Source organism: Segatella oris (genome assembly GCF_900637655.1).
Taxonomy (GTDB): Bacteria; Bacteroidota; Bacteroidia; order Bacteroidales; family Bacteroidaceae; genus Prevotella; species Prevotella oris.
This window is the reverse complement of sequence record NZ_LR134384.1, coordinates 100,558-119,232: the sequence shown is the minus strand read 5'-3', so window position 1 is coordinate 119,232 and position 18,675 is coordinate 100,558. Positions and strand designations below refer to the sequence as shown.

Below are 18,675 nucleotides of genomic sequence, written 5' to 3'. Positions count from 1 at the left end.
GATGAAGAAACTATATCTTTCAGCGCCGCTTCCATTTCAGGGACAGAAGCGGATGTTCGCAAAGGAGTACATCAAAGTACTCCAGCAGTTTCCTGACGGTACAACTTTTGTAGACTTATTTGGAGGCAGTGGATTGCTGTCACATATTGCCAAGTATCAGAAACCGAATTCCACCGTGATATATAATGATTTTGACGGCTATCGCAAACGGTTGGAGCATATTCCACAGACCAACGCATTGCTCTCCAGGCTGCGCAGCATTCTGTGCGATTATCCAAGAAAGAAAGCCATTGCAGGTGCCATGCGTAGGAGCGTCCTTTCCTGCATACACGAGTATGAGCACACTTTCGGCTATGTCGATTATATCACTCTGTCAGGCTCGCTCCTGTTTTCGATGAAATACGCCACCTGCTATGAAGAGTTGTCGAAAGAAACGTTATATAACAGAATAAAAGCCACCGATTACCCACTTGCCGATACCTACCTTGACGGCCTGACCGTAACCTCATGTGATTATCGTCAGCTGTTCGAGCAGTACAAGAATATACCCGATGTGGTGTTCCTCGTTGACCCTCCATATCTGAGCACAGACAGCAAAACATACAAAATGTATTGGAAACTGTCTGATTACCTTGATATACTAACCATCCTCGCTGATCATCGTTTCATCTACTTCACTTCAAACAAATCCTCCATAACAGAGCTTTGTGAATGGATCGGCAAGAACAAGCTCATCGGTAACCCCTTTGAGAACTGCCACCGTAGGGAGTTCAAGGCCCATATGAACTATAACGCTTCTTATACGGATATCATGCTTTATAAAAATACTGTTCAAATACCATTCGAACGATGAACAAATATCACGAAATATTGAAGCGGATTATAGTTTCAGGGAAGACACAACATAACCGAAAAGGCTGTATCCGCTATCTGCTCAACGAGCAGCTGTCATTATCTCCAGTCGACCTGCTCGACATATTCGAGAGCCACGGCATAGCAAGAAAGAAATTGAAAAATGAGCTGCAGCTGTTCATGCAAGGTGAGCGACAGGTGCAAAAATATCGTGAGGTTGGAATAAACTGGTGGGACTATTGCGGAAGCGTACTGGTAAACAGTTATCCGACCTACTTTGAGAAGCTCCCGCCACTGATTGCCAAGATAAACCGCGAGAAGCGTAACAGCAAGAATTATGTGCTGTTCCTCGGTGAAACAGGCGCAGAAAGCAACCAGGCTCCTTGCCTGAGCCTTGTGCAGTTCCAGATAGATGACGGAGAATTAGTGTTGTCGGCCTACCAAAGGAGCAGCGATGCTAATTTAGGGTTGCCAGCGGATATATACCACCTTTACCTCATGGCACAACAGATAGACCTGCCACTAAAGAATATAACGTTGAACCTCGGCAATGTGCACATATACGAAAATAACTTGGAGCGCACGAGGTTGCTGCTTGATGGTGATGAGACGGTGAGGTTTGAACTCAATGTTTGAGTGCGTAAAGTCCCAATATATACTATACAAAGATAGTAATTTTCTGCGAGATATACAAATATTTGTAATAGAAAAACGCCTCAAAATAAAAGATTTTTTGAGGCGTTTCTTGCACGTGTGCGCTCGAAAAAAAACACATTTCGTTTTACACAAAATAATCACATTTCGTTTTACCAAAGCGGTACATTTCGTTTTGCCGGATTAATTCATTTTTATTCTGTCAATTCTTTATTGAAACAATCAGTCGGTGATATTTCGGTCGGTGATAATTCCTACCTCGCAACTGGGCCGGATAGCCTGTCTTTAGCAAGCAATGCATCCCTTTCTCCTTGTCATGATGTTGCTTGCAAAGATACAAATAATCTTGCTAATTAGGTGGACCACGGTTTAGTTTTCATTCACGGAACTTCAAAATCAGGGGCTGCTGATTGCTTTTGTAAGTATGGAAATACGCAAGTGGTTTGCTTTCATGGCATCTGATTAAAGGGCCTTCTGCTTCTTGCCGGATTTTGTTTCCTTGAATTAAAGATTATTCTGTCCGTCACTCCTGCTTGTAAAAAGCGTCAGTTTACGTGCTGATCTGACGCATTTCATCTGCTCATCTCTGTCATTTTACAGTGTAATATGACAGAGATGAGCCGGGCTGTTGTGGCAGATGAAATTGCTGCATGGGGGAATAAAAGCAATATTATGTAAATTATCGTCAGGAAAAAGCGACGACGTCGGCACTCTTTCTTTTTCTTTCTCGTCGTCGTTCTTGTTCTTGTTCTAGTTCTTGTTCTTAGGGGTGTGTAAGTGATTGGTTATCAATGGCTTTATTTGTTAATTATTCTTAATTGAAATTCATTTGCAGATTATTTGCTGACTATTTGCACAAAAACTGCAGAAAACTCATCAACAATTTCATCTTTTTTAGTGCTTTGTTGTAAGTGAAAGGTTTCCATTCTCAATCGTGGCTTTTTAGATGTGTTGCTAAAAGAGAATTATGACAGCACAACTATAGTTTTGTTTGTTAATGTTATTTTGTATTTATTTGCTAAATTCATATTCAGTAACATTTATTTTAATATAATAAATTAAAACTAAATAACCATAATAATATAATAATTAAACCAATTTTACTATAAAAACTAATTTTTTATCACTTTTTCTTGGTTTTTATATTAAAATCAATTATATTTGCAAATGCAAACTAATGTTGCGTTTTTGTTATTTTATTAAAACTTCAGATAAAACCATTAACAGTTTAGGCTAAATAGAGAATAATAAGAGATAATTGATAATATAAAAAAGAATGTTGCTTCAAGCAATGTTTCTTTCATCTTAAAAGAAGTGTTTTCTTCGTCTGAGATGATTGCTGATTGAAACTATAGATAAGAGAATTGTTGTATAAATTATTAATTTAAGAGAGAGGATTTATGGAAAAAAGACTCATGATGTTTTTAGTCTCACTCTTCCTGAGCATGGGAATAGCGACGGCACAAACTCAAGTTTTCGGAACGGTTATCTCGTCGGAAGACAACGAACCCATTATCGGTGCTTCGATTATTGTGCAGGGTTCGAAGGCCGGAACAGTGACCGACTCAGACGGAAAGTTCTCGCTGACAGTGCCGAAAGGCAAGAAAATGGTCGTCAGTTACATTGGCATGCAGCCTCAGACGCTCAATCCTAAGGCGAACATGAGGGTTGTTTTGACCCCGAACAATGCGACATTGAACGAGGTTGTGGTAACAGGTGTCTCGAACATGGACCGCCGAATGTTCACAGGTGCAGCCGATCAGATTAAGGCAAGCGATGCTTTGATTGGCGGAATGGCAGATATCAGCCGTTCACTTGAAGGTCGTTCAGCCGGAGTGAGCGTGCAAAACGTATCGGGAACCTTTGGTACGGCACCGAAAATTCATGTGCGTGGTGCCACTTCTATCTATGGTAATTCAAAACCACTGTGGGTGGTTGACGGTGTTGTTCAGGAAGACATCACTGATATCAGTGCCGATGCACTGTCATCTGGTGATGCAGAGACGCTGATTTCTTCAGCCATTGCAGGACTTAATTCTGATGATATCGAGAGTTTTCAAATCCTGAAAGATGGTTCAGCTACTTCTATTTATGGAGCACGTGCCATGAGTGGCGTTATTGTTGTTACTACGAAAAAAGGCCGTTCGGGACAGGCTCATGTGAACTATACCGGTGAGTTTACCTCACGTTTGGTTCCCACTTACAGCCAGTTCAACATTCTGAATTCCCAGGATCAAATGGGTATCTATCAGGAAATGCAGGAAAAAGGATGGCTCAATCTCTCTGATGTGTTGAATGGCAGTGACTACGGTGTTTATGGAAAGATGTATGAACTCATCAACACCTACAATCCTTCGACGGGACAGTTTGGGCTTGTCAACACCAAAGAAGCACGTGATGCCTATCTGCACAGTGCCGAAATGCGCAACACCAACTGGTTCAAACAACTCTTCTCAAGTGCGTTGATGCAGAACCATTCTGTCAGTTTGAGTGGTGGTACGGCGAAGTCAAACTATTATGTTTCCATGTCGTTCATGGCTGATCCTGGTTGGTATAAAGACTCTGAGGTGAGACGTTATACGGCGAATTTCAATGCTACTCATCATCTGCTCGACAATCTCTCACTGACGTTGTTGGCTTCGGCTTCCTACCGTAAGCAGCAGGCTCCGGGCACATTGGCACAGGATGTGGATGTGATCAGTGGTCAAGTGAAGCGCGATTTCGACATCAATCCTTATTCTTATGCACTGAACACATCTCGTGCACTCGACCCGAATACCAACTATCGTGCCAACTATGCGCCTTTCAATATCCTCAATGAACTGGAGAACAACAAGATTGACATGAACGTGCTGAATACGAAATTCCAGGCAGAATTGGCTTATAAACCTATTAAAGACCTGCGTCTGTCGGTTATTGGTGCCGTGCAGTATGACACTTCTTCACAGGAGCATAAGATTACAGAGCATTCTAACCAGGCCCAGGCCTATCGTGCCATGGACAACTCTATCATTCGGGATGCCAATCATTATCTCTATAAGGATCCGACAAATCCCTATGCTTTGCCCATCTCCGTGTTGCCAAGTGGAGGCTTCTATCAGAAGACCGACCTCCAGAAAGTAAGCTGGGATGTGCGTGCCATGGCTAATTATACGCATACATTCAACCAGACACACACGTTGAATGTATTGGGAGGACTTGATGTTTCGAATGTAGATCGCAAGCGTACTTTCTTTAATGGTGTCGGTATGCAATATGATGGAGGTGAGATTCCATTCTATATTTATCAGTTCTTTAAGAAGAATATCGATGACAATGCTGTTTACTATTCACTCAACAACACTCATAACCGCACGGCAGCCTTCTTTGCTACGGGTACCTATTCCTACAAACAGCGTTACAACCTGACCGGAACCTACCGCTACGAAGGTACGAATCGATTGGGAAAGAGCCGTAGTGCACGTTGGTTGCCAACATGGAATATCTCGGGAAGTTGGAATGCAAGCGAGGAACCTTGGTTCAAGAACACGTTTAAGAACGTGCTTACGCATGCCTTGCTTCGTACGTCTTATTCTCTGACTGCTGATCCCGGGCCTTCTACCTATACCAATTCAACAGTAATTCTGAAGTCATATACCCCATACAGAATATTCGGAACAGACAAGGAGTCGGGTATTCAAATCAGTGAATTGGAGAATTCAGAACTTACTTATGAAAAGAAACACGAGTTCAATATCGGGTCGGAGTTAGGCTTCCTCAATAATCGTATCAATGTCACTTTCGACCTCTTCTGGCGCAACAACTTCGATCTGATTGGGCCGATTGCCACACAGGGTATCGGCGGACAAGTGGTTCGCTATGCTAACACGGCTTCCATGAAGTCGCAAGGTCAGGAACTTTCAATCCAGACAACAAATATCAGGAACCGTGATTTCACGTGGATTACCAACTTGATTTATTCACATGTGACCACGAAGGTTACATCATTGATGAGTCAGGCGCGTACCATTGACCTTATCAGTGGTGAGGCAAGCAGTGGATTTACAATGGAGGGTTACCCTCATCGTGCTATTTTCTCGATGCCGTTCCAGGGACTAACCGACAAAGGTATCCCCACTTATCTGAATGAAAAAGGAAATTTGACCTCTACAGATCTCAATTTCCAGAACCGTACAGACAATAGTTATCTGATTTATGAAGGGCCTACAGAGCCAACTGTTACAGGTTCTTTGGGTAATGAACTGAAATGGAAAAACTGGCGGTTGAATATCTTTGTGACCTATTCATTTGGCAGTTACGTGCGCCTCGACCCTGTTTTCAGTGCACGTTACAACGACCTTACCTCAATGACAAAGGAGTTCAAGAATCGTTGGATGCAGGCCGGTGATGAGAAAATAACCTCTGTTCCGGGCATATTGCCTTATCGCATGTATCGTGATGACAGTAGTTTGAGAATCGCTTACAATGCTTATAACTATACGAGTAACCGCACGGCAAAGGGCGACTTCATTCGTATGAAGGAGATTTCTTTAGGTTATGACTTCCCAAGAGCAATGCTCCAGTCTACTCCTTTCACCAATCTCTCGCTGAAACTCCAGGCAACCAATCTCTTCCTTATCTATGCAGATAAGAAGCTGAACGGTCAAGATCCGGAGTTTGTCAATGCAGGTGGTGTGGCTGCTCCTATTCCACGTCAGTTCACAATGACCCTCAAATTTGGTTTATAAACGCAGAAAAATTAAAGTTATGAACATTCGAAAGATTTATATATGCGTGTCGATAGCTGCTGTTACGCTGGGCATAAGCTCATGTGATGACTATCTTGACAAGCTCCCCGATAACCGTATGGAGCTGAACAGCAAGGAGAAAGTGCAGCAATTTCTCGTTTCGGCTTATCCTGATCACAATCCTGCTTTGTTGGCAGAAATGTATTCTGACAATTCAGATGAGTTCAAAGTGACAAGTTGGACCAGTGCAGGACGTTTTCAAGATCAGGCTTATGCTTGGGCTGATATCACCGAGATCTCTGAGAGTGAGACACCGCAAGAGATATGGAACAGCCTTTACAAAGCCATGGGCACAGCTAATACGGCACTTAAGGCTATTCGTGATAACGGGAACACTGATGATTATCAACCCTCAAAAGGTGAAGCTTTGCTGTGTCGGGCCTATGCTGCTTTCCAACTTGCCAATACATTCTGTATGGCCTACGATGCCACAACTGCAGAGAAGTATATGGGAGTTCCTTATCCAACAGAACCAGCAACAAAAGTTGGAACAACGTACAAACGTGGTACATTGGCTGCTTTCTACGACCAGATAAACCGTGATATTGAAGAAGGATTACCTTTGATTACTGATAATTATTCACGTCCGAAGTATCATTTCACACGTAATTCGGCTTATGCTTTTGCTGCCCTTTTCAATCTTTATTATCAGAAGTATGACAAGGCTGTGACCTATGCGACGCGTGTTCTCGGTTCTGATGCCTCTTCGAAATTGCGTGATTGGAAGGCTTTCAATGCGCTTACAGCCAATGGTCAGGTAGCTCCAAACAATTATGTCAATATCTCCAGCCAGGCCAACCTGCTTTTGCAGACCGTCTTTTCTGAAGCCGGAGCCTATCTGGGACCTTATGGATATGCTAACAAGTATGCACATGGTCAGTTGCTTTCTGAAAAGGAAGACCTGCAGTCGCAAGGCCCGTGGGGAAGCAGTGCAGGCTTCGGTTACACGGTATGGCATAACAACAGTATTGCAAAATACTTCATCAACAAGATTCCTTATGCGTTTGAATATACGGATGTACAGGCAAGAATAGGGTATGCCCACTCTGCTTATCCCGTATTGACGACCGACTTGACATTACTTGTACGTGCTGAAGCCAATGCAATGTTGGGCAAGTATGCTGATGCAGTGAACGATCTTAATACTGAAGTGCAGGCTTATTCTGGTGGCAGACTCAGTGTAACGCTGGCTGATATCCAAAGTTTCTACAGTGGAATTGACTATTATACGCCAACAGCTCCTACGCCGAAGAAGAAGTTCAATACGGCTTTCAGCATAGAGTCGACCACACAAGAGCCTATCCTTCAAGCTATCTTGCAGCTTCGGCGCATCATGACTTTGGGTGAAGGATGGCGTCTTCAAGACGTGAAACGCTATGGCATCGTTATCTATCGCCGTACATTGAACGGCAGTCGAAAGGTTATTGCTGTCACCGACACCATGAAGGTAGATGATCCACGCCGTGCTATTCAGTTGCCACAGGATGTTATCACGGCCGGACTTCCTGCCAATCCAAGAAACAAGTAAAATCTAAAAACGAGTAGAATATGAAGAAAATATATTTTTTAGCCATTGCAGTTCTTCTGTCATTGGGCTTCGCTTCATGCTCAGAAGATAATCCCTCGGATGAGAGTATCTTCCCAAACAAGCCGGTACAGCGTGATAATTTCGATAAATGGTTGCTGACTAACTATACTTATCCGTATAATATAGACTTCAAATATAAAATGGAAGACATCTACAGCGATATGAAATACCACCTTGTCCCGGCAGATTCTGCAAAGTCTGCAAAGCTGGCTATCATCGCTAAGTATCTTTGGTTTGATGCCTATGCAGAATGTGTCGGCTCCAATTTCGTAAAGGAAAATGTGCCGCGAGTAATCCACTTGATAGGCTCGGCAGCCTATAACAGTGGTGAAGGAACAATGGTTCTCGGTACGGCAGAGGGCGGATTGGTAATCACTCTCTATATGGTGAACCGTCTTACAGATAAGACTCTGAAGGATTATGCTACGATGAACGAGTATTATTTCCATACGATGCATCACGAGTTTACCCACATTCTCAATCAGAAAATCCCTTATGATGAGAACTTCCAGCATATCTCTGAAGGCAGTTATGTCAGTGGTGACTGGTATCAAGTGCAGGCGGCAGAAGCCAACAAGAAAGGCTTTGTCACACCGTATGCCATGAGTGAGCCTATAGAAGACTTTGCTGAAATGCTTTCTGTCTATGTAACGACATCGCCAAGTGACTGGCAGGCGCTCATGAGACGGGCTAGTTCGCAGGGTGCTCCGTTTATCCAGGCCAAGCTTGACATCATTCGTGCCTATATGAAAGACTCGTGGAAACTCGATATTGATGCACTGCGCAGTATCGTTCTCCGCAGAGCTTCGGAAATTAATCAACTTGACTTGAATAAATTAAACTAAAAGAAAAGCAGCTTATGAAAAAGATAATATTTAGTATTCAGATACTTTTCGTCACGCTGATGCTTAGCTCTTGTCTGCACGATGACAACGTTGTGTTTGACGAACCGGCTGCACAACGTGTCGAAAAGGCCGTCGAAGCCGATAAAACATTATTGGAGTCAGCAACTAATGGCTGGCTGCTTCGCCTTTGGACTGAAGAGAATTATGAGGGTGGTGGCTATACCTATCTGATGAAGTTCAAGGATGGAAAGGTCACTGTTGCCAGCGATATAGACTATCCCCAGAATACATCTTCATCAAGTTATGACGTGATTAAGGACATGGGGCCTGTGTTGACGGTCAACACCTACAATAAAATCTTCCACATGCTTTCCTCACCTTCCCAGATGGATGACGACGGAAAGGGACAGGACTACGAGTTTCTCATTCAGCGTACCACCAATGACTCCATTTTCCTTGAGGGCAAGAAGTTCCATAACAAGATGGTGATGACACGCTTGAAAGACAATGTAAACTGGAAAGATTACATCACTGCCATGCAGAAAGTGGCTGAAAATGTGAAGCAGAAGTACAACTGTATCATTGGAAAAGATACGACCAAAGTAGAAGTTTCGGCCGACAGACGCTTCTCTGTATCCTCAAAATCTGGCGAGAAGTCTGTGCCGTTCTGTTATACTGAGAATGGAATTGAACTTCAATCTCCTGTAATGATAGCCGGTAAACAGGTGCAGCATTTCACGTATAGCATCGACAATTTGTCTTTCACTTCAACGGATGCGGGAGCTACAGACATTGTGCTTAACGCTGATTTCATGCGCTATGCAGATTATATAGGAACGTATAAGTTCGAGTATGAGAATGCTTCTATCCAGGTAAAATTGGTTGCATCGGGCGATGGGAAGACCTATAAGTTGGAGGGACTCTCCCCTGATTTCCACCTGACATTTACTTATAAACCCGAAGATGGCTCGTTGACTTGGTCACCGGAACTTATCTATACAGCCCCCAACGGACATGAGTTCTGGATGTGTTCCATGGCGTTAGCCGATGGTGGAGACTATTACAAAATCGATATGTTGGGCTATAACATCACCAAGGACACTGCCCAACCGGGCACTTATCTCACGTTTACACCGACCTATGGCTATTTCTTCAACACCGATTCTTTCGTCATCATAGAGTATGACGGCAATCATGAAGTGGGAAAGTCAACCACGCTTAAGGTCAATGGAAGTGCTGAAATACCTTATATCAAGGGTATGAAGAAGATACAATAACACTTAAAAGTAATGGTTATGAATAAAGTATTATTCCACACTATATTTGCTTTGGGCTGCCTTTCCATGCTGGCAGCCTGTGGCAATGACGATATCACGAATGATGTCGACATGCACACTGTGAAGGTGGTATCGGCAAAAACCTCCTTTGATGCATTGGGAGGCACCGACAGTATCATTGTCGAAGGCGATGTGAAGCAGGCTTATGCTGTTGCATCGTGGGCCAAAGCCGAAGCTAAGGGCAGTCTTGTGACCGTCACAGCAGAAGTGAATAACGACATGCAGTCACGTCATACAACGGTGGTAATCAAGACATCTGATGCCGATTCTACAGTCGTGGCAATTGATCAGCTCGGCCCGATCACACAGATTGATGTGCCCGAAAACCTCGTGTTGGGTGATGAAGCCAATACTGTCTCCTATAAGGTGAAGAGCACATTCGATATCAAGGTGTCATCGCCCGACAGTTGGATTACGGCGAAATATGCCAAAGGCGTGATGACCGTCAGCACTACTGCGAACAATGACGGACATCTGCGCAGAGGCAAAATCGTGATTGAAAGCATGGCGGGTAAGGACACTATCAAGGTCACCCAGGTTGATTTCGACCGTGATTTATTGGGGAGTTACTATCTCCAGATGGATGAAACGGATGAAAACAAGCAGCCCGTTACGCGCAGATATGCCATGAAATTAGTGAAACAAGGCAAGAAACTTGTGCTCAAGTTGGGCACTTCGGGCATTGCTGTTCCTGTAACCTATGATGCTGAAACTGCCAGCTTGTCGATAGCTTCAAACCAACAGGCCGGCAAGTATAAGGACTATTTCGTCGGAACAATTGTCGGGCCGTCTAAAAATCAGCTTTATTTTGATTCTTCTGTCACGATCTCCGGAGCATTTTTCTATAGCGAGAAACTGGCTACAAAGGCGCCTGAACTTGATGGAACTGTATTGACTTTCGGTAAAACAGCAGTATTTGTGTTAGGTGCTTTCAATTCAACTAAATTCTCTAACGACAGCTATCAAGGTTATTTGATGTTGGGAACGAATGTTTATCTCTATAAGCGTAAGACTATAACTGCAAGTGCAAAGGCATTCGATACCCCTGCGTTTGAATTACAGAAATAACGCTCCAATCTTCTTAACCCATGTAAAGAGAGCCAAAAGAATTTGTCCTTTGGCTCTCTTTCTGTTCTGCCCACATTGCAGTTTCTGTTCCCTTGTTATAGCATTTGGCTGTCTATTCGTAATAACAGCCTATTTCTCACCACGCAGAAACTTCAGTGTTTCCTTGTAGTTTAGGCTAACTTCCTGTGGATGTTGAGGCATCTTCATCTCCATTTTAATCTCTTGAAGAGTTTTACAAGTTTCCATGTAGCAGGTATAACTGGTTTTATTAAAAATATTTACAATAGCTCTCGCATAGCTTGCGTATTTGAAATGAGTTTCTCCCTCGTTCCAAATAAGCGCTGTTTTTGGGCAGTTTGTAATTTGTTGTCAGTTAAACAGTTATGAAAAATGACGCGAAATCCAAGACAATATCACGCTGAAAAAGCTTGTAATTTGCATCAAATCACGGTGTAATCTGCATGAGATGACAGTGTGTTTTGATGCAGATAGCGCTGTGTTTTGCGTCAAATTACTGCGTATAATGCATCAGAAACCGAAACAAGAACATTGAAATCATCAAATCAAGTCAATTTTCCTGTTTTTCTTTTTCTATTTGGTGGTATTTTGAGAAGTTAAAAACGAGGATACAATATTTACAAAATGAGAAAATTCCTGCAGTCATTCAGCCTTGTTTTATCAGTTATCTTGTCTGCTATATTCCTCCTCCAAATTGGCATACTGATAGAGCAGCAGACTTAAATATATTGATAATTAATCATGAATATCTACTTCAGTGCGAAATATAATCCTTATTTTTGCAGTATATTCATTCAATGGAAATTAAATATCTGACCCTGTTATGAAGCGAAAGGCATTGTTGATTGGAGGAACGGGCACTATCAGTAGTGCTGTCACCCGACTGCTCAGTGAGTGTGAGGAGTGGGAAGTTACGCTGTTGAACCGTGGCAGTAAGCATGATATACCAAGCCATGTGAAGACAATACGAGGCGATATCCGAAGTGCTGAAGCAGGCAGTTTACTTGCTGGAAAGACGTGGGATGTTGTTGTAGATTTCATTGCTTTCACGCCCGAACACATTGAAAAAGACTTCCAACTCTTTGCAGATTGCACGCATCAGTATATCTTTATCAGTTCGGCTTCGGCCTATAGTAAACCGCTTCCGAGTCCGTTTGTCACCGAGTCTACATCGCTGAACAATCCCTATTGGGCCTATTCGCGCAACAAGGCAGCCTGTGAAGACCTGTTGCATCGCTATCAACGTGAGCATGGTTTTCCGGTAACTATTGTGCGTCCGAGCCACACTTATGGCGAAAAGTCAGTGCCTGTGGCTGTTCATGGGAAGCAAGGCAGCTGGCAAGTCATCAAGAGGATGCTCGAAGGAAAGCCTGTGATTGTGCCGGGAGATGGCCTCACGCTGTGGACGCTTACCCACAATTCAGACTTTGCACGCGCTTTCATTGGGTTGATGGGCAACGTGCATGCTGTGGGCGAAACCTATCAGGTGATGAGTGAAGAAGTGCTGACCTGGAATCAAATTCATCAGACCATAGCCGATGCTTTGGACGTTTCTTTCCGTCCTTGTTATGTTCCAAGCACCTTGTTGGCTATGGCGCCTGCCTATGATTTCAAAGGAGCATTGTTAGGAGATAAGGCGAATTCTGTGGTCTTTGATACTTCGAAGTTGCGTAAGGCCGTTCCCGGTTATCATGCTTCCATGCGTTTTGATCAAGGCGTGCTCAACACTTTGGCCTACGTGATGCATCATCAGGAATGTCAATCTGTTGATGTTGAGTTTGATCAGTGGTGCGATAGGGTAGTGGAAATCATGCAGGAAGCTGAGCGAAAGATTGCCCGAATGGAATAAAGATGGGCTTATAGCTGTGGCTTACAGCTTTACAATCGCTTGCAACTGAATATCGGTTTGCGAGGAGTGAGCAATCTCCTGGAGTCCGCTTCCAATGACACTGCGGTCGAAATAGTCGGTTGTTCCAGCCTTTGCAATCAGTGTAAGATGTCTGCCGAGGTCGCTTCTGGCCGTCATGCTGTAACGAATGCCGTGGCCAAAGAAGCAGGGAAAGCTGAAATCATAAAGCATGCCACGCTCGTAAGTGTAGACTCTGCTGCTGTAATCCTGCGTGTGGAAATAGCCTAATGAGGCTGAAACGATAATGCACTTATAATGTCGGAGTATGCTCTGGGAAAGCATATAGCCGAGGCTTCCGCTTTCTTGAAGCGCATAGGTAAGGTTGGCTTGCGTGCGAAGTTGCCACGGCCCGAGCACATAGTCAGCCTTGATGCGTCCGCGATGTTCATTGCGGTTGATGAGCATATCTTTTTCCTTGTTGTCTCGCTGTCGGTATCTCGTGCGGTATTGTGCAGTGAGTAGCGTTTTCTTATGTTGGTAGTTGAGTTGCAGAAAGCCGTCAAGGGCATGTGCTCCCGCAAAACTTTGCCCGTACTTCGGCCATGCAAAGTAAGCATAGTCACCGTAGGCGAACAGCGAAAAGGCGCGATTGATGTTCCAGTTCAAGCCGAGATAGAGGCCGCTTTCATCCTGAACGGCTCCTGCATCAGCAAAACTACGGGCAAAAAGTCCGTTGTATTTATAGGCATAAAAGCGCTGGATAGCCGATAGTTGAAGGTTAGAAGCCACGTTTATGCTGACCTTATTAATCGTAGCAAAGGCTTGGTGATTATCTGTAGCCACCTCTCCGTTGAGGCTGAAACGGTGTCCTGTGTAGCCATAGTCAATGCCGAGATTATAGAAACGCGTGCCTGTGGCGGCCCAACGCTTGTAGAGTTGGGTGGTGTGGGGACGGAGTTCACGGCTCAACGCAGTGTAGAGGGCTGTTGCTCCGGCGTGGAAACCATTGTTGAAATAGCGCAGATGCCCACCTGTGGCCAGTTGCCATGTGTTGTGTTTATGCTCCATTTCTGTTTCCGTGCGATGATAACCGTTAGTTATGATAGCTGAAATCGAACCTAAACTGTCGTGTCGGAGTGTGGCATCCACCTTTCTGTAAGAGAGAAAGGCCGTAGCTTCCATGGCTTTGTTCAACTTGAAAGTGGCTGCAACTCCTTGCAGATAGTTGCCTTCCGAGCGTGAGGAGTGTGGGCGGACTGTGGCAGAAGAACGGTCGAGTGCTTGTAGGAGCATCTGTTTCCCAAAGCCATAGTCGCAGTTCATCACAAGCCCCATGCCCATTCGCAAGCGGTATCTTCCAACGGAAAGTGCCTTCAGTGAGCCTTGATTTCGGAGCATAAGATAAAAGCTGTGATAGTCATATCCTGTCTTGTTTTGTCTTTTGAAGAAAGGTTCTCCGGCATCTTGTGCGCCTACAAGTCCTATCTCAAGCCGATTGGCATAATTGAAAGTGTAGCGCAACCAATGTTTGAGAGGCCCGCCAAGATACTTTCCTTCGCTAAATCCCCGCCGCTGATAGGTTGGAATATTGAGGGTTGCAATAACTTTATGTCTGCCGTAATGCAGCATGTCCTGCCAGGAAAATCGGTTGTTTTCCTTAGGTTCTCCAATCGTTATGAAGTAGGAAAGCAGGCGGGCATAGGCGTTACCGAGTGATGGAATCATGTAGAGTTCGCCCACAGACCGCAGAGAATGATAGCGATAGAGATACTCCATGATGTCTTCTATCTGCTGATTGTTGAGGAAAGGAAGTTGTTCTAAGTCTTCTTTCGTAGCCGTATTAATGTTGATGGGGTGGTCAGCCAGCTGACAGAGCAATTCATAATCGGGGATATCTTCTTCGTCTTTGCCTTCTATGGCAATGACTTCTGCATAGCAATCTTCCCAGCGTTGCTCTTGTTGCGCATTGACTTTAGGGGCTGTCAGCAATGCTATGACGAGCACGATATGGCCTATATGTATTTTCATGGCTTTCGGTTTAGGTGCACACAGGTTATGTTTCTAATCTGCAAACATACGGAAAAACGCGAAAAGTTCCTAATAAAAAGGGAGTTTTCTGACTTCAGAAAAGAACTTTTTTCTATAATTTCGCAGGTAAAGCTATGGGAGAATGCAGATTTATTGCTATGTGCAGAAAAAATCAGCAGGCACATCATTGGAGATAATGTGCCTGCAAGAGAAGTTGCCTTTGCACTGAAAAGCATCGCTTGTGCAATGGCTATAGCTTTTTAAGAATGTCATTACAGAGCGTAAACGACCTGATCATCATGCGTGGAATGTGGAAAGGCCCTTTGTAAAGGTTGCCCTTTGCCGGCTGTGCCACAGTGCCGTCGCGGTGCAGGTAGCCATACCATTCGGGATAATCCTTATCGGGGAAGTGGGCGTATGTCCATTCACTGATCTGCCGATGACGCTCTAAATATTTCTCATTTCCTGTGGCAAGGTAGGCATAAAGCGATGCAATGACAGTCTCACATTGTGGCCACCAGAATTTCATGTCTTGGGCATAATCCTGTGAGGGCAGGTTCTTGCAGTCGCGAAAGTTGATGATTCCGCCATATTCCTTATCCCATCCCCAGTCCCATGACCAGTCAAATATGGTGAGAGCCATGTCAAGTAACTGCTTATCCCATTGGCGGTGACGTGCTTCTTCCATGATAAACCAGCTGGTTTCGATGCAGTGTCCTGGGTTAATGGTACGCGTCATGTTCGTATCAATGAATTCACCTTTGGGCCCAACACATTCTAACAGCGCCTTAAACTCCGGGTGCATGAAATAGCGTTGCAGCTTATCAATCGACTCATCAATTTGCTTTGTGAGGCGTTCTTCATGGATAGCATTGCGCAGACAGCTGCAAACATTGATGAGAATCATCACGATAGAGTGACCCTGCAACTGCACATTAGGCTCGAATTTCGGTGTAAGAAAACCTGGAGTTGAGAGGAAATGCAGAGTGTCGTCAAACACTTCGAGCGCGCGTTTAGCATAATGTTGGTCGCCCGAAGCAATGGAGTATTCGGCCATGGCAATAGCAGCGAAAGTCTCACTGAACACATAACGGCGCTTGCGTAGCGGTGTCCCGTCGGCTGTTACCGAGAAGAACATGTGACGATCTTTGTCAAAGCAATGTGCTTCTATAAAGTCTATAGTAGACTTTGCGGCTTTCAACCACTCGTCATTCCTTTCAATATGATTGTAAGCATAGGCACAAATATAGGCGAAACGCCCTTGAAACCACACTGACTTGGTAGTATCCATGAGTGAACCGTCACGATTTACGCACGTATAAACACCGCCATTGACATGGTCAACACCATGTTTCATCCAGAAAGGCATGATGTTTTCGGTGAGATCTTGCCTGTAACGGTCGGCCCATTGCTGTAAATAGGTTTTGGGATCTATATTCATTTTCGTTGCGAATTAAAATTGATTGCATTTCTTAAAGAAGTCAATGGCTTCGAGTTCTGCCTTCATTCGTGTCTCTTCTTCGGCGGTCATATTCTGGAAAGGCACGCGGTTAGGCCCTAAATCAAAGCCCATGAGCTTCATGATACGCTTGCCTCCGACGATGTTTCCACGATAGTGACAGATGACATTGATAACTTCTTGTGCAAAATTCTGATGCTCGCGGGCTGCTTCTATGTTTCCTTTCTTCCATTCATTGATAATTGCAACCAATTCGCGTCCATTGTAATTGGTTGTTCCGCCGATACCACCTTGTGCACCACCCTGTGCCAATGAGGGCAGAATAGTCTCGTCCTGACCATGCAACATATCGAATTTTCCGTTGCCATAAAGCCTGCATTGATTGTATTCATAAAGGCTTTCGTAGGTGTATTTGATGCCGGCGAAGTTAGGAATGCGCCCATCTACAGCTTTCAAGAGGTCGAGCATAGGCAGGAATGCACCATTGAAAGCAGGAATATGATAATAATAAAACGGCAGCTGGGGTGCTGCATTGGCAATCTGTTCGCAATATTTCACCAACTCTTCAATGCGGTTAATGCGTGGGAAGGGAGGCGCCATAGCTCCAATTCCCCATGCACCGATCTTGGCTGCATGGCGTGCCAATTCCACACTTTCACGCAAACAACAACTTCCCACATGCACAATCACCTTGAAACCTTGTGGAGCTTGCTTCACCCATTCTTCGGCTAAAGCCTTTCTTTCGCTTGTAGTAAGCATATAACCCTCTCCCGATGAGCCATTGATAAACACGCCTTGCAGCCCGTTTTTCTTTAGCATTGCCCCGTAAGCCGCAATGGGTTCGAGGTTTACATCACCATTCTCATGAAATGGAGTGAATGGTGCATCAATCAATCCGATAATCTTTTCCATCATTATTTTTATTTAATTACGTTGTTTTCCGATTATTCCATATTGTCGGTTTGTGGCTTCAGTAACAGTAATTGAACAAAAAGTGCCAAGGCAACAATGGCCCCTAAGAATGCAAAACCTGTTCCTAATTGGTTGCCATCAGTCCATTTTCCAAGCACTTGTGTCACAGCTGCACCTGCAAACACGCCCGTCATATTCATGATACCATAGGCCGTTGCACGCTGTTTTGTTGAGATAAACTGGCAGAGAATGGGCATGTTGTTGGCATCAAACATGCCATAACCCACACCAAAGAGCAGTCCTGCTCCCACAATGGCAAGCAGGTTGTGTCCAAATCCCAATAGAATTAAGGCGGGAATAGTGAGCCCTAAGCCAATGGCACTGGTGTAAACGCGCCCTTTGAGATTGCGTTTCACCCACTTATCCGATAGATAACCGCCAAAAATTACACCTAAAAAAGAAGATGCAGCAATGGTAATCGTAGAGATTGGGCCTGCTTCTTCCATGGGAATTCCTAAGTTCTGAGCGAACAAAGTGGGCAACCAGTTCTTCGTTGCCCAGCCAGGTAGACTCGGAACTGCAAAGAAAAAGAGGATAATCCAGAATACCCAATTCGACAATATCACGCCAAAACCACTGAATATACTTGCTTTTTGGGGTGTAGTCTGTAGGCTTTCCGGCTCTGTTTTGCCATGCGAAGGTTTCTCAAACAGTAGTACTGCCAACACCAAAGCATAGACAATGCCGATAATTCCAAACCAATGGAAGGCGGTTTTCCATGATAACATGGCTGCAACAACGGCGCCAAAGCCACCCACGGCCTGCCCCATATAGATGCCGGTCATGTGGATGCCGATGGCCAACGAACGGCTTTTGCCTTCATGCCAATCGGCCAAGAGTGACAAAGCTGACGGGATATAAAGGGCTTCACTAATGCCCATGATGCCCCGGAGATAATATAACTGGTTGAAACTTGTTGCATATCCCATGGCTAAAGTAACGCCCGACCATACAAAGAGGCTGCCAACAACGAGCCATTTGCGGTCTACTTTGTCGGCAACCATACCCGCAAAGGGCGACACGATGCCATAAACCCAAAGGAAAACAGCCATTAAAGCACCGAAGGCTTCGGCTTGATTGAGTTCATGAATATCGGCTTTCATGGAGACTTGCATCGTTGAAAGCATCTGTCGATCCATGTAATTCAGCAGGGCTACTACCCATAAAAGTGCTACAACTACCCAAGGATAATATTTCTTGTCAATGATTTTCATGGTT

General features: G+C 44.4%; 12 protein-coding genes. 8 read left to right on the top strand and 4 right to left on the bottom strand.

Features of this window, described 5'->3' with window-relative positions; all coding sequences use genetic code 11:
- Nucleotide 1 precedes the first annotated feature (1 nt).
- The 8 genes from EL210_RS00500 (at nucleotide 2) to EL210_RS00465 (ending at nucleotide 12,998) form a co-directional block, all read left to right on the top strand.
- Entirely contained in the window at nucleotides 2-853 is an 852-nt protein-coding gene (locus tag EL210_RS00500; RefSeq protein ID WP_126370249.1) for a DNA adenine methylase, read from the top strand.
- Nucleotides 850-1,488 carry a thymidylate synthase gene (locus tag EL210_RS00495; protein ID WP_004378117.1) on the top strand — a complete coding sequence of 213 codons (639 nt, stop codon included), beginning with the start codon at nucleotides 850-852 and terminating at the stop codon, nucleotides 1,486-1,488. Before EL210_RS00500 ends, EL210_RS00495 begins: the two co-directional genes overlap by 4 nt.
- A gap of 1,418 nt (nucleotides 1,489-2,906) precedes the next feature.
- Nucleotides 2,907-6,233 (top strand): SusC/RagA family TonB-linked outer membrane protein, encoded by a 3,327-nt coding sequence (locus tag EL210_RS00490; protein ID WP_018921157.1) that lies wholly within the window; start codon nucleotides 2,907-2,909, stop codon nucleotides 6,231-6,233.
- A gap of 19 nt (nucleotides 6,234-6,252) precedes the next feature.
- Nucleotides 6,253-7,821, top strand: coding sequence for a RagB/SusD family nutrient uptake outer membrane protein (locus tag EL210_RS00485; protein WP_025879832.1), 1,569 nt, complete (start codon nucleotides 6,253-6,255; stop codon nucleotides 7,819-7,821).
- Between the two features lie 20 nt (nucleotides 7,822-7,841).
- Nucleotides 7,842-8,726 (top strand): zinc-binding metallopeptidase, encoded by an 885-nt coding sequence (locus EL210_RS00480; protein WP_025879831.1) that lies wholly within the window; start codon nucleotides 7,842-7,844, stop codon nucleotides 8,724-8,726.
- Between the two features lie 14 nt (nucleotides 8,727-8,740).
- Nucleotides 8,741-10,003, top strand: a complete 1,263-nt coding sequence (locus EL210_RS00475) for a DUF4302 domain-containing protein (protein WP_025879830.1) — start codon at nucleotides 8,741-8,743, stop codon at nucleotides 10,001-10,003.
- An 18-nt stretch (nucleotides 10,004-10,021) separates the two neighbouring features.
- A complete protein-coding gene (locus tag EL210_RS00470; protein ID WP_232000394.1) occupies nucleotides 10,022-11,131 on the top strand; it encodes a BACON domain-containing protein in 1,110 nt (369 codons plus the stop codon).
- Between the two features lie 841 nt (nucleotides 11,132-11,972).
- Entirely contained in the window at nucleotides 11,973-12,998 is a 1,026-nt protein-coding gene (locus EL210_RS00465) for an NAD-dependent epimerase/dehydratase family protein (RefSeq protein WP_018921163.1), read from the top strand.
- A 21-nt stretch (nucleotides 12,999-13,019) separates the two neighbouring features.
- Here EL210_RS00465 and EL210_RS00460 read toward each other — a convergent pair whose 3' ends face one another.
- The 4 genes from EL210_RS00460 to EL210_RS00440 form a co-directional block, all read right to left on the bottom strand.
- Nucleotides 13,020-15,026 (bottom strand): ComEA family DNA-binding protein, encoded by a 2,007-nt coding sequence (locus EL210_RS00460; protein WP_018921164.1) that lies wholly within the window; start codon nucleotides 15,024-15,026, stop codon nucleotides 13,020-13,022.
- Between the two features lie 250 nt (nucleotides 15,027-15,276).
- Complete coding sequence (locus EL210_RS00450) at nucleotides 15,277-16,467, bottom strand: AGE family epimerase/isomerase (RefSeq protein WP_018921166.1); 1,191 nt, start codon at nucleotides 16,465-16,467, stop codon at nucleotides 15,277-15,279.
- Between the two features lie 12 nt (nucleotides 16,468-16,479).
- Nucleotides 16,480-17,397: a dihydrodipicolinate synthase family protein gene (locus EL210_RS00445; RefSeq protein WP_025879827.1), complete on the bottom strand. Its 918-nt coding sequence runs from the start codon at nucleotides 17,395-17,397 to the stop codon at nucleotides 16,480-16,482.
- A gap of 32 nt (nucleotides 17,398-17,429) precedes the next feature.
- The gene (locus EL210_RS00440) at nucleotides 17,430-18,671 is read right to left on the bottom strand and encodes an MFS transporter (protein WP_018921168.1); all 1,242 of its coding nucleotides are present in this window, start codon (nucleotides 18,669-18,671) and stop codon (nucleotides 17,430-17,432) included.
- Nucleotides 18,672-18,675: the final 4 nt, after the last annotated feature.

Excerpts from the sequence above, each read along its gene's own strand:
- EL210_RS00500 (WP_126370249.1), top strand. The coding sequence starts at position 2 with ATGAAGAAACTATATCTTTCAGCGCCGCTTCCATTTCAGGGACAGAAG.
- EL210_RS00495 (WP_004378117.1), top strand. The coding sequence starts at position 850 with ATGAACAAATATCACGAAATATTGAAGCGGATTATAGTTTCAGGGAAG.
- EL210_RS00490 (WP_018921157.1), top strand. The coding sequence starts at position 2,907 with ATGGAAAAAAGACTCATGATGTTTTTAGTCTCACTCTTCCTGAGCATG.
- EL210_RS00485 (WP_025879832.1), top strand. The coding sequence starts at position 6,253 with ATGAACATTCGAAAGATTTATATATGCGTGTCGATAGCTGCTGTTACG.
- EL210_RS00480 (WP_025879831.1), top strand. The coding sequence starts at position 7,842 with ATGAAGAAAATATATTTTTTAGCCATTGCAGTTCTTCTGTCATTGGGC.
- EL210_RS00475 (WP_025879830.1), top strand. The coding sequence starts at position 8,741 with ATGAAAAAGATAATATTTAGTATTCAGATACTTTTCGTCACGCTGATG.
- EL210_RS00470 (WP_232000394.1), top strand. The coding sequence starts at position 10,022 with ATGAATAAAGTATTATTCCACACTATATTTGCTTTGGGCTGCCTTTCC.
- EL210_RS00465 (WP_018921163.1), top strand. The coding sequence starts at position 11,973 with ATGAAGCGAAAGGCATTGTTGATTGGAGGAACGGGCACTATCAGTAGT.
- EL210_RS00460 (WP_018921164.1), bottom strand. The coding sequence starts at position 15,026 with ATGAAAATACATATAGGCCATATCGTGCTCGTCATAGCATTGCTGACA.
- EL210_RS00450 (WP_018921166.1), bottom strand. The coding sequence starts at position 16,467 with ATGAATATAGATCCCAAAACCTATTTACAGCAATGGGCCGACCGTTAC.
- EL210_RS00445 (WP_025879827.1), bottom strand. The coding sequence starts at position 17,397 with ATGGAAAAGATTATCGGATTGATTGATGCACCATTCACTCCATTTCAT.
- EL210_RS00440 (WP_018921168.1), bottom strand. The coding sequence starts at position 18,671 with ATGAAAATCATTGACAAGAAATATTATCCTTGGGTAGTTGTAGCACTT.